The following is an 11,989-nucleotide window of genomic DNA, read 5'->3' on the forward strand; positions in this document are numbered from 1 at the left end:
CCACCAAAATTGCTAATAAACAGTTATGAACGGGGTGAAATACTACATGACCCTAGAAGATTCGTTATAAAGCCGGAATTTAGCTGGTTAATTCTAACTGTTTTTTGGCTATAAAGTCTTCATACGTACCTAACTTATCCGAAAAACCATCTGGCGAAATCTCCACGATCCTGCTGGCAATTGTCTGCGTAAATGTATGGTCATGAGAAGTGAACAATACGGTTCCCGGAAAGCTTTTTAGTGAGTTATTCAGAGCAGTAATAGATTCCAGGTCCAGGTGGTTTGTGGGTTCGTCCAGAATCAGAAGGTTGGCTCCCTGCAGCATCATTCGGGAGAGCATGCACCGTACTTTTTCACCTCCTGAGAGCACTTTGCATTTTTTTAATGTTTCCTGACCTGTAAAAAGCATTTTTCCCAAAAAACCCCGAATGTATACCTCATCCTTTTCTCCGTCAGAGTATTGCCTGAGCCAGTCAATCAGGTTTTCGTCAGATTGGAAGTATTCTTCATTATCCTGGGGCAGGTAAGCTGTAGTTACCGTTTGACCAAACTTAAAAGAACCACCGTCTGCTTTAGTCTCACCCATTAAAATACGAAACAGTGAAGTAATTGCCGTGCTGTTATCACTTACGAAGGCAATCTTGTCTCCTTTGTTTACAAATAGATCCAGACCATTAATCAGGGGTTCTCCTTCCACGTGTTTTGTCAAGCCTTTGATTTCAAGGATTTGATCTCCTGCTTCCCGGTTTTGGTTGAAAATGACGGCTGGGTATTTCCGGTTGGAGGGCTGGATTTCTTCAACGTTGATCTTATCCAGAAGCTTCCGGCGACTCGTAGCCTGCCTGGATTTGGAAGCATTGGCGCTGAACCGTGCGATAAACTCCTGCAATTCTTTTTTCTTTTCGTCTGCCTTTTTATTTGCTGTAGCTCGCTGACTTAAGGCCAGCTGGCTGGACTCATACCAGAAGGTATAGTTTCCTGTAAAAATTTTGATTGCTCCAAAATCGATATCTGCGATGTGTGTGCATACCGTATCCAGAAAGTGCCTGTCGTGAGATACCACAATCACTGTGTTTTTAAAATCCAGTAAGTAGTCCTCCAGCCAGTTAATGGTTTTGATGTCCAGGTCGTTGGTTGGCTCATCCAGGATAAGTATATCGGGATTACCAAAGAGGGCCTGGGCAAGCAAAACACGTACTTTGAGCTGACCGCTCAGCTGGTCCATGGGTTTGTAATGCTCGCTCTCAGTGATGCCCAGACCACTTAAAAGAGCGGCTGCATCCGATTCGGCATTCCAGCCGTCCATTTCAGCAAACTTTGCCTCCAACTCGGAAGCGCGATTGCCATCGGCCTCTGAAAAATCAGGTTTGGCATAGATGGCATCTTTCTCCTTCATGATCTCCCATAGCTCTTTATGCCCGATGAGCACTGTATCTAATACTGTATATTCATCAAACTCATTGTGGTTTTGCCGCAGAACGGCCATTCGTTTTCCCGGCTCGATATGTATATGCCCGGCATTGGGATTTATTTCACCACTTAATATTTTGAGAAACGTGGATTTCCCCGCTCCGTTAGCGCCTATGATACCGTAGCAGTTGCCTGAGGTAAATTTGATATTTACATCCTCAAAAAGAACACGTTTTCCGAATTGCAGTGATATATTTTCAGTTGAGATCATTTCTTAGAAAAATTTAAGAGCGCAAAATTAGGTCATTTATTAGCCAATAACTAATTGCTTTCGTATCTTACTACGGCCATTTATGAAAGAAACAGACAGAACATTTATCAAGCCAGGTGTTCACGTGAGGATCGTTCTAAAAAAGGACCAACAAACCGGTACACTTACAGAAGGAGTTGTCAAGGATGTCCTGACCAGAATGCCCACACACCCACATGGAATTAAAGTGCGACTTGATGATGGTCAGGTAGGCAGAGTAAAAGAGGTACTGGATTGAGCGAAATTAAGATAGTAATAAGGGCTCAACATCCATTGTTGAGCCCCTGTTTTTTATACTCAGTTTACTAAAACCTGCGCACTTAAGAAGTTTTCATTACCACCTGGAGGGTTGCTATATCCTCTTACAAGGATAGTATAGTAAAGCCCCTCGGAAAGGTATACGTCAGGTATCTCCAAAACAGTTTCTGAGCCGTCTGCAGCTCGGACCTCAAAATTATGACTCCCTGCATCTATTTCGGAGAAGGACGTATAGTCTTTGTAAGCCTGATCTTCAAAGACCGGAGTTTCCATACCGGCTGTCTCCAGATCTACATTACCTGCATCAGGTGAAAGATGAACTATCCGAATATTGGCGTGACCATCTGCAGGTTCCGGCGCATTGTCATTTAAGATCAAAGCTTCCATATCCGGAAATTCTCCTGCTAAAAACACTGAATATGCTTTCCCTTGTTCAAAGGTGGTTAAGGTATCCAGTGTAACATTACTTGCATCAAATGGAGAAAATCGCAGGTTTCGTTCTCCGGTATAAAACCTCAGATATCCAGTGTTATCCGCATAATCAAATGGATAAGCATTGATTTGCCTGTTATCCACTGAAATGTCTAATCCCGGAGAATCCGGTGAGGCGTTATATAATGAAACATACGCTATGGACACGGGTTCAATGTCATCCTCATCGTCATTGTCGCATGATGTGAAACCTATCAGACCAACGATGGCCAATAAAACCGGTAAGTTCACTTTTAGAATTTTTTCTTTCCAATAATTCATAATCATTACTCCTTTCATTTTAAGATTCATAACCACACAAAACCGAGCAAAGAGTATGCCATTAATCAATTTGTGCTCTTAAATGATAAGTAATGGAGTAGTGACAGATTTACATGAAAAAATGACGTATTTTTCATGTCAGGATTTCAGGGAATGTTTTCCCTAACCTCTTAAAAATGAAAGTGTTGTGGAATCTGACGATGGCTCATCATACTGATATCCTCCATAGTCAAACCCTTTAAGCTCTTCGATATTTTTTATCCTGTTTTTGACGATATACCTGGCCATCATCCCCCTTGCTTTTTTGGCATAAAAGGATATGATTTTGTACTTACCGTTTTTGAAGTCTTTGAATGACACTTCCATGACATTGGCTTTGAGGCTATCCTTGTCTATAGATCTAAAATATTCGTTAGAGGCCAGGTTGATGATGATGTTGTCACCTTGTGCTTTGAGGTCTTTCTGAAGAAGGTTTATTATTTCATCTCCCCAAAATTGATACAGGTTCTTGTGACCATTTACCTGGAGTTTAGTACCCATCTCCAGACGATAAGGCTGGATCAGGTCCAATGGCCTCAGGAGCCCGTAAAGGCCGGAAAGCATCCTGATGTGAGTCTGTGCAAAATCTACATCCTCCTCACTGAAATTTTCAGCCTCAAGTCCCTGGTACACATCTCCCTGGAAAGCGAATATGCTTTGCTTGGCATTTTTTTTAGTATGCCTGGGAGAAAAAGCATGATATCGTTCCACATTGAGTGAGGCAAGCTTTTCACTGAGGTTCATAAGCTCCTGTACCTCAGATTCGTCTTTTTCTCTGAGTACTTCGATGAGCTTTTCTGACTTTGTTAGTAACCTGGGTTTGGTGGGTGTATAATCTATTTCCGTTTCAAAATCGAGTGTCTTTGCAGGTGAAAGTACAGCTATCATCTTTGCCTTATTGTTATTGTTTCAGTTGGATTAACCATTTACCGTATCTAAAAGTTTGGCTAATTATCTTCATTATCCAGGTTAAAATTGGTTTTCTTAAGAAAGATTAATGTATTCTGTTTTTCCGATTTATGGCTAAATCCGGAAATCAATTCAAAGTCTTCTGCCTCACCCTTAAAAAAGATGGGGACGATCTTATTTTTATTTTTTTCTTCAAATTCTTCATAAGCGGCCTGATTCTCAAAGGTGCTTTCAGCAAAAGGCTGTTTTTTACGAAGTAGTTGAACAAGGCTTACAAAATCTATTCTTGAGTTGAAAAGCACGTTTTTTGGCAGAGGTATATTGGGGTTATCAGATTCTTCTTTACTGGCCAATCTGTAGGTGTTCTTCTCACCAAGGTCTTTTTCAAACCATTTACAGGCAAGGTCATTCAATCCGGAATTTGATGTCATAGCTGCTACCTTTCCGATCTTAGACAGATCGACATCTTCAAAGATAGCGTCTGATAGGATGTTGGCTTGCAGGGCATTCAGGTCTGCTTTCCTTGCTTCCTTTACATTAGGGGCGGAAGTGTCCACCAGTAACACATATACTTTATTTTCTTGCAGTTTCACAGCGATCTGTCGGGCCAGTTCATTAGCGCCCACGATCAGGATACCGTTTGGCACGGATCTTACTACGCCGAGTAGTGAGGCTGCCAGCTTGGCGGTGGACCCCTGAAGGATGACTGTACCTACGATGATCAGGAATACCAGCGGGAGCAGCAGCTCTGCTTCTTTTGCATAAGTTCCTTCCTTGATCAGGTCTAGCGAAAAGAGGGAAGCCACAGCTGCAGCTACTATCCCCCGGGGGCCGATCCAGGACACGAACAAGATTTCTCTCCAGTTCAAATGGGACTTGAATGTGCTCAAAAACACTCCCAAAGGCCTGATGATCAGAATGACTATTGCAAACAGGATCAGGCTTCCTGACCCCAGCTTTTCGATCTGGATAATATCGATCCGGGATGAAAGCAAAATGAACAAAACGGAAATGAGAATAATGCTAACATCCTCTTTGAAAGAGAGGATCTTCCTGACTTCTGGCAGTTTGATGTTAGCCAGGACAATGCCCATCACGGTGGCAGCCAGCAGGCCGGCTTCTGCGTGGATCAGTTCAGAAAATGCAAAAGTGAAGATAACCAACGCCAATGTGAAGACATTTCTGAGGTAGCCAGGTAGTGCATTATTTTTGATGAGTGAATACAGGAAAAGGGCACCTAGTCCCCCGGATACGATCCCGGCGGATATAGTGATGAAAAAGTCCTGGAAAACCTCTATCCCATAGTTGGATCCATGCTGAGAAGATATGATAAATTCATACATCAATACGGCGACCAGTGCTCCAAAAGGATCTATGAGAATACCTTCCCATTTCAGAACTGTATTTACATTGGAGTTTGGCCGGACATTTCGGAGGATGGGCATGATCACAGTAGGGCCCGTGACGATGATCAAAGCGCCAAACAGGAAAGACATCTCCCAACTGAGCTCCATGATGTAATGGGTGGTGATGGCAGCACCAACGAAAGTAACCAGCGCCCCAATGGTCAGGAGGTTTCTGACTGTTCCAGCCAGGTTTTTGACTTCCCGGAGATTTAGCGTAAGTCCTCCTTCAAATAAAACTATGCCCACAGCAATGGAGACAAAAGAAAATAAGAGATCTCCGGAGAAGATCGCATCTCCATTGATCAGCTTCTCTCCATTCGGAGTAAAAAAAGTAGAGACCGGACCGATCGCTAAACCTATGAGGATCAGCGGAAGGATTGCCGGCTGCTTGATTTTCCAGGCAAGCCACTGTGCGAAAATTCCGAGCACAAAAATACTGGCGAGTTCGAGCATGTTGTAATATTAGTTTAAGCTGAGGTAATAGTAAATAAAGAAGACCCAAATAAGTTTGGTGAAATGCTAATTAATCGGCTTTGGGTTTGATTCAATTTTTTCATTTTGATAAAAATTTTCTTGAACTGGTAAAAAAATTTTGTAAGGTATATTTCTTTACGAAAGACTAACTTATTGGGACTGTGGAATTTTAGACTTAATTACAGGCTTTTTCTTAAAAAGTAGTTTTCTGGCATTGATCTGGCTGTAGGCTGCAAATAAAAGTTTTTAATCAGCCAGACTATGCGAAAAATTTACCGAAGGCCAATTTTCTTTGGCTATTTACTTTGTTGTTTAATTACATTTCAAACTGTTGGGCAAGATCATCAAGATCATGAAGATCATGAAGACTGTTCAGAAGACTGTTTATGTGAATTTGGTGTTCAATACATGACGGTGAGGTATGATGGTCCATCAGGAGAAACGATCCAGGTTTTTGCTACCCGGGAGCAAAAGGATCTTGTAACGGAGTTTGAGGAGGTGTCCTCAGGTGATCAGTTATTTGTAGACAAATCTGATTTTTTACACGGCAGTGTGAAGACCAAGACTTACTTCCGGGTAAAAGAAATACCCGATTCCGAGGTGACTTTTCACACATCCTGTTCAGAAGATATTCTCAACCAGACAAAGGGATACTTCACAGTTTTAGCTTACCAGGATGCCTTTGGTCATTCCTGTTCGGTATCACTCGATCTATCTGCGGATATAACTAACAATCAATGTTTCGGAGATAGTTTAGGAGCGATCAGCTTAACGGTCAGTGGAGGCCTTCCTCCATACGTATACGAATGGAGTGATGGAGCCACTACAGAAGATCGTTCCAACCTGATTGCAGGCGATTACTCCGTAAGTATTCAGGATGCTAGCGGTAATTCTGTGGACAGTACTTTTTCTATAAGCGGTCCACCAGTTCTGGAGCTTACCTCAGAGCAAACAATACTGACATGTGGGCAGGATACAGGTGGACAGATCTCAGTAGAAGCCACAGGAGGTACATCACCATATGTGTATTCCTGGTCAACAGGGGATTCTTCTCAGACAGTTTCAGGGCTGAGTAGTGGCAGCTACACTCTTGAGGTTACAGACAATAATGGCTGCATGATTTTAGAAACTTACGAAATAGGAGAAATAAATGATCTCTCTGTTGTGATCCAGGAAAACGAATGTCTGAATGGTTCTCTGCGTGCAGCGGTCTCCGGGGGAGCATCTCCATATACCTATATGTGGTCTGGAGGCTCCACTGAAGATGAAATATCAGTCTCTGAGCCTGGAGCTTATTCAGTGATTGTTACAGATATTAATGGTTGCCAGGCCACTGATTCATTGACTGTTGATGCCATAGCGTTTGTAGAGGCCACTCCCTCTTATGTATTGCCTACGTGCTATGACGGGACTGATGGAGCTATAGAGTTGACAGTAGAAGGTAGTCACGGATCCTTTAGCTACCTGTGGAGCACAGGAGATACGACTCAAAACCTTACAGACGTGGGGGGTGGGGCTTACGATCTGACAATCACTGATTCCAGGGGTGAGACCTGTAGCGAATCCTTTTCTTTTGAGCTTACAGCTCCGTCAGAGCCTCAGATTTATGCAACGGTAAATCAAATTTCCTGCACGGGAAATGTAGACGGGGCTATTATCATCGATTCGTTATCAGGTACAGGTCCTTTTGATATTTTCTGGGATTCCGGAGACACCACCCTGACCAGGTCAGAATTAGCGGCCGGGGAATATGTATTGACTGTAGTTGATAGTCTGGGGTGCTCTGTGACAAAAACATTCTCCATTGAGGAACCTGCTACACTGCAGGTGACCCTTGATTATGATTTCTGCCTGGACACAGATCTTCAGGCAACTGTAAGTGGAGGTACTTCTCCATATACTTTTACCTGGAATGGTGTACCTGGAACAGATGCTATTACACCTGACAGTGCAGGAACTTACACAGTGGAAGTGGTGGATGCCAACGGTTGTGAAGCCACCAGCTCTATTGAGGTTTCTGAGCCGTTTCAGCCACTAAATATCAGCGGAACGATAACACAATTAGATTGCAGTGACTCTCTTTCCGGAGCTATTGAATTAAAGGTGACCGGAGGGGAGGAGCCTTACGAATATCTATGGTCCGATGGATCTACATCCGCTTCCCTTGATAGTATTGGATCCGGTTACTATGAAGTCACTGTCTCGGATCAAAAAGGCTGTGAAAAGTCGCGCTTATTTTATGTAAGGCCGCAAACCACTTTGACAATCTCTTCATCAATAGCTCATCCTACATGCGACGGTGGTGATGGTAGCATAAGTTTGAGTATTTCCGGGGGGGAGTCGCCATACACTTTTGACTGGAGCTCCGGAGAAGTTACCTCATCAGTATCAGGCCTCCATGCCGGTAGCTACGAGGTAGGTGTATATGATGCCGGCGGATGCTTTGGTTCGGAAGTTTTTGAGTTGGTAGCTCCGGATTCATGTGAGACCACTCAGGATACCATCACATCTGATGGATGCTGTGATGGTAAAGTAACCTGGCTTACTCTGGAGTATCTGGGAAGTCAGGAGTCAAACATTCAGGTTATGCAGCGAAACGATAAAAAGGTTGTATTTGAAGGTTTGGTTTCTTCGGGAGAAGCATTCACCTTCTGGGGTGAGGATCGGACTGGCACTTTAGGTCCTGAAATCATAGTAAAGACAGATCAATCCGGTATTCGGATCCACACGAGCTGTTCCGAACCTATCGGGCCAGGTTTGATCGCAGGTGATTTTCGGGTAGTTGCCGGGGCCAGCAGGAACGGGGGTGAACTTTGTCCTGTTTCGGAAGATGCACAGTCAGGTGATAACCATGATGAATGTCACCTTTCCTACGAAGTATACCCAAATCCATCTTACCAGGGAAAATTAAACCTTAGGATATATCAAAAGGACAGGATAGATCAAAAGGGTGAGACTGAGGAGATAGCCGTAAGGATTTATGATTTTACGGGACGCTTGCGTGGACAGCAATGGGTAAAAGCAGACGCTCAGGGAGTAATTAACCTGGGAGCGCTAACCAGTGGCCTGTCCAAAGGGCAGTATTTCCTGAAGATCAATGGAGGTCAGTCTGATAGCATTGAAAGGCTGATTATTAAATAATCCTGCTTTGTCAAGTTATATTGAATGATTCTACTCTCCACTTATTGCTTAATCGCAATCTGATAAGTAGAAATAATCTTTTTTGCTACACTGAGTTTTCCGGCTTTTTAGCCGGAAAAACTCAGAAAAATGCAACATTTCTTCCACTATGGTGTTGCTTAATTAAGGTTAACTAAATTGGTCTTGATGAGAGCACTATCCTATATTGCCGTCTTACTGGTGATGTTTAATATCCTTTTTGCCCTGCAATTTTACCATCACAGGAGCAGGCCCATCACCCTTACACAAAAAGCCATAAAACCGTCCATACATCTGGTGAACTCAAAGCTCTATTTCGAAGAAGATAGCTATTACAGAAGTATCGGTGAGCTTAAAGAAGGGATTGAGCAGATAGACCGGTTAAGAAAAGAGATCCATCCGCGGAGTGAAGATAAAGTTGCAAAAGCGCTTGCTGAGCTAAAGGACGTTTACGACAGAGCTCTTGACAAGCAGGTACCTAAAGATCAGATCAACCGGGCAAGCGTGAATATGCTTTTGGCCCTTACCTTTAGCCAGGTAAAAGCAGCTAAGGGTTTTCTGGAGAAAAATGAAGAGGAAAAGTGTAGAGAGGCGTTAAGGTATGCCATGTACCATGTGAAAAACGCGCTTGTTCTTTCAGAAGGCACTAAGAAAGACCATGAGATTCAGATCTATGCAGAAATGAACGAAATTGTAAAAAACCAGAATATGGCACTTGAAAAGGTGGAGTCCACTGTGAACAGAATTCTACAGGAACTGGATCAGTCAGAAGTTTCGTTCAGTTGATTACTGCTCAATAGAAACAGCATCAAAAGTCGCTATTTCTTCCTCTTCAATTTCATAATTGACCTGAATCGGGTTACAGCATACCTCACAGTCTTCAATATACTTTTGAGGCTTATCGGAAACTTCCAGTAGCAGGGAGATCTCTGCTCCACAGTAGGGGCAATTGAAGAAATGTTCTGTCTGTAGCATGGTGGTTTTGGGTTAATGGGTTAAAGGAACAATTTTACCTTCTACCTAAAGGTACTTAAGTGCTTTTTGATTTCAAATCAATTGTGGAGAGATGTTTAGTGGATCGTCCTAAAACTTGTGGGTGTTTTAATTAATTAGCACTTTTGGTTTTTACTCAGGCCTCTTAAAATTACTCCTGAAGTCCCGGGTGGCGGTAGATGATAAATTATCTTCTTATGTTAACACGGTTGCTCTACAGAAATATAGGGGCTTGATTCGATATTTGGGTTGGTATGTAACAAAAATGAGAAATAATATTTATTTCCTAAGATTATTTTCCTAATTTAAAGTCCTGCTTAACCGATGTAATCATGAACAGCTATAAAAAACTACTTTTTACCCTTACAATCCTTATTTCATTTAGTTTCTCAATAAGTGCACAAAGTCACCTGGAGGCCTATAATGAGGGGATGCGTCACATTAACAACAAAAATTATGATGAGGCCATTGTTAGTTTAAAAAAGGCCATTGATGTTAATAATAATTTTGCAGATGCCTGGTATTACCTGGGAAGGACTTTTAATTTCACTCAACGATACGAAGAGGCGGCCTATTCATTCTCCAGATTACAGGATATTAAACCAGGCTACAATCCATGGTTTTACTACGAGTACTCCAAGGCCCTTATAGAATTGGACCGTTTGGAAGAGGCTGAAAAAGCCGCTCAAAGGTTCCTGGCAAAAACTCCTAACACTCCAACAAATACGTTGAGTTTGCATATGGGCCAAAACCGATTGATTTATGCTCAGCAAAGCCCCGAAATACGTCAAAAACCCATTGACATGCCGGATCCTGTTCCACTTACGGTTATCAATAGTGATGCTGGTGATTATACACCTCAGGTAAGTCCCACGGGTACCCGCCTTTATTTTACAAGCATTCGAAAAGGGGGATTTGACAGGCTGGACGAAACGAACAAGTCCGGAAATGACTGGGGTGAAGATGTTTACTTCTCTACAATGGAAGGGGGTAACTGGAGTCAGCCGAAGCTTCTTCCTCCACCGATCAACTCCATGGATGATGATTTTGGGTCAGCCTTTACCGGAGATGGACAGATTATGGTTTACGTACGCTGTGGAGATAAAGAAAGCGTGGGGAGCTGTGATCTTTACATTACGCAACTGGTAGGAACAGAATGGTCTGAGCCCGTAAATATGGGCAACGTTGTGAATAGTAAAGAATGGGATTCCCAGCCTACTATCAGTTCAGACGGAAACCGTATCATTTTTACATCCGCCAGAGAAGGAGGCTACGGGGGTTCTGACCTTTATATGACAGAAAAGAACCACCTGGGAGAATGGGGCATACCTCAAAACCTGGGAAGTACGGTAAATACACCACTTAATGATAACAGTCCGTACCTGGCGCCGGATGGTAAAACGCTTTACTATGCCACCGAGGGTCATCCCGGATTAGGAGGCACTGATATCTTTTATTGTTTGTTTGATAATGGTAAATGGTCCAAACCCATCAATGTTGGTGCACCTATTAACTCCGAGGGTGATGATACCAATTTTAGTATTTCTGCAGAAGGGATCGGCTATTTCGCATCCTCCAGGCTGGATGCAAACAACTATGATATCTATCAGGTAGAGCTTCCGGATTACCTGAAGCCAAAACCTACAGTGGTCATCCAGGGTGTGGTTAGCAATTCGGAAACCTCTGACCCTGTTGGAGCAGTTGTGTTGATTGAGGATATCAATACCGGGGAGCTGATAGCCGTAAATAAAAGTAACTCAGCCAGTGGAGAGTATCTTGTTGTACTACCTGCCGGTCGTGATTACAGTGTTTCAGCGAATAGCGAAGGCTTCTTTTTCTATTCTGAGAGTTTTGAGATCCCCAAAGACACAAGCTATCAGGAGATTACCATGGACATTGCCCTGGAACCCATCAAGAAGGGAACTAAGGTTGTCCTGAATAACATTTTCTTTGAAAGTGGACGTGCAGAGCTAAAGCCTATAAGCTATGTGGAGCTTAATAAAGCCGTGGATCTGCTGGAAAAAAACCCCACAATGGTTATTGAAATTGGTGGGCACACTGATAATGTAGGGTCAGATGCACTGAACCTGAAACTGTCGCAGGAAAGGGCTAATGCCGTAATGGAATATATGAAACTTGCGGGAATTCCTGAAGCACGCCTTAGAGCTAAAGGGTATGGGGAATCACAGCCCATAGCAGATAATGCCACAGCTGATGGCAAGGCAAAAAATCGGCGTACGGAGTTTGAGATTGTAGAGTTTTAAACTATAAACGTCTG

Annotated in this window: 9 protein-coding genes; 4 read left to right on the forward strand and 5 right to left on the reverse strand. The window is 43.0% G+C overall.

The genetic code is table 11. The annotated features are described in order from the left end of the window. Positions 1-79: 79 nt before the first annotated feature. Positions 80-1,681: an ABC-F family ATP-binding cassette domain-containing protein gene (locus tag AC3E9V_RS11585; protein WP_488753360.1), complete on the reverse strand. Its 1,602-nt coding sequence runs from the start codon at positions 1,679-1,681 to the stop codon at positions 80-82. 82 nt (positions 1,682-1,763) lie between these two features. Between AC3E9V_RS11585 and AC3E9V_RS11590 the strand changes: the two genes are divergently transcribed. Then, entirely contained in the window at positions 1,764-1,958 is a 195-nt protein-coding gene (locus tag AC3E9V_RS11590) for a YwbE family protein (RefSeq protein WP_488753361.1), read from the forward strand. A gap of 59 nt (positions 1,959-2,017) precedes the next feature. On the opposite strand, the gene AC3E9V_RS11595 is transcribed toward AC3E9V_RS11590, so the two are convergent. The 3 genes from AC3E9V_RS11595 to AC3E9V_RS11605 all read right to left on the reverse strand — a co-directional run bounded on the left by AC3E9V_RS11595 (position 2,018) and on the right by AC3E9V_RS11605 (position 5,538). Beyond that, a complete protein-coding gene (locus tag AC3E9V_RS11595) occupies positions 2,018-2,731 on the reverse strand; it encodes a DUF4397 domain-containing protein (RefSeq protein WP_488753362.1) in 714 nt (237 codons plus the stop codon). A 162-nt stretch (positions 2,732-2,893) separates the two neighbouring features. Then, positions 2,894-3,658: a peroxide stress protein YaaA gene (gene yaaA, locus AC3E9V_RS11600; protein ID WP_488753363.1), complete on the reverse strand. Its 765-nt coding sequence runs from the start codon at positions 3,656-3,658 to the stop codon at positions 2,894-2,896. 59 nt (positions 3,659-3,717) lie between these two features. Further along, positions 3,718-5,538 (reverse strand): cation:proton antiporter, encoded by a 1,821-nt coding sequence (locus tag AC3E9V_RS11605; RefSeq protein ID WP_488753364.1) that lies wholly within the window; start codon positions 5,536-5,538, stop codon positions 3,718-3,720. A 282-nt stretch (positions 5,539-5,820) separates the two neighbouring features. Between AC3E9V_RS11605 and AC3E9V_RS11610 the strand changes: the two genes are divergently transcribed. Then, positions 5,821-8,700 (forward strand): T9SS type A sorting domain-containing protein, encoded by a 2,880-nt coding sequence (locus AC3E9V_RS11610; RefSeq protein WP_488753365.1) that lies wholly within the window; start codon positions 5,821-5,823, stop codon positions 8,698-8,700. Positions 8,701-8,886: 186 nt separating this feature from the next. After that, entirely contained in the window at positions 8,887-9,504 is a 618-nt protein-coding gene (locus AC3E9V_RS11615) for a hypothetical protein (protein WP_488753366.1), read from the forward strand. Here AC3E9V_RS11615 and AC3E9V_RS11620 read toward each other — a convergent pair whose 3' ends face one another. Next, positions 9,505-9,693 carry a CPXCG motif-containing cysteine-rich protein gene (locus AC3E9V_RS11620; protein ID WP_488753367.1) on the reverse strand — a complete coding sequence of 63 codons (189 nt, stop codon included), beginning with the start codon at positions 9,691-9,693 and terminating at the stop codon, positions 9,505-9,507. A gap of 350 nt (positions 9,694-10,043) precedes the next feature. Here AC3E9V_RS11620 and AC3E9V_RS11625 point away from each other — a divergent pair, with 350 nt between their 5' ends. Beyond that, positions 10,044-11,975, forward strand: a complete 1,932-nt coding sequence (locus AC3E9V_RS11625) for an OmpA family protein (RefSeq protein WP_488753368.1) — start codon at positions 10,044-10,046, stop codon at positions 11,973-11,975. Positions 11,976-11,989: the final 14 nt, after the last annotated feature.

The organism is Marinoscillum sp. HNIBRBA16962 (assembly GCF_057801515.1).

Excerpts from the sequence above, each read along its gene's own strand:
- AC3E9V_RS11585 (WP_488753360.1), bottom strand. The coding sequence starts at position 1,681 with ATGATCTCAACTGAAAATATATCACTGCAATTCGGAAAACGTGTTCTT.
- AC3E9V_RS11590 (WP_488753361.1), top strand. The coding sequence starts at position 1,764 with ATGAAAGAAACAGACAGAACATTTATCAAGCCAGGTGTTCACGTGAGG.
- AC3E9V_RS11595 (WP_488753362.1), bottom strand. The coding sequence starts at position 2,731 with ATGAATTATTGGAAAGAAAAAATTCTAAAAGTGAACTTACCGGTTTTA.
- yaaA (WP_488753363.1), bottom strand. The coding sequence starts at position 3,658 with ATGATAGCTGTACTTTCACCTGCAAAGACACTCGATTTTGAAACGGAA.
- AC3E9V_RS11605 (WP_488753364.1), bottom strand. The coding sequence starts at position 5,538 with ATGCTCGAACTCGCCAGTATTTTTGTGCTCGGAATTTTCGCACAGTGG.
- AC3E9V_RS11610 (WP_488753365.1), top strand. The coding sequence starts at position 5,821 with ATGCGAAAAATTTACCGAAGGCCAATTTTCTTTGGCTATTTACTTTGT.
- AC3E9V_RS11615 (WP_488753366.1), top strand. The coding sequence starts at position 8,887 with ATGAGAGCACTATCCTATATTGCCGTCTTACTGGTGATGTTTAATATC.
- AC3E9V_RS11620 (WP_488753367.1), bottom strand. The coding sequence starts at position 9,693 with ATGCTACAGACAGAACATTTCTTCAATTGCCCCTACTGTGGAGCAGAG.
- AC3E9V_RS11625 (WP_488753368.1), top strand. The coding sequence starts at position 10,044 with ATGAACAGCTATAAAAAACTACTTTTTACCCTTACAATCCTTATTTCA.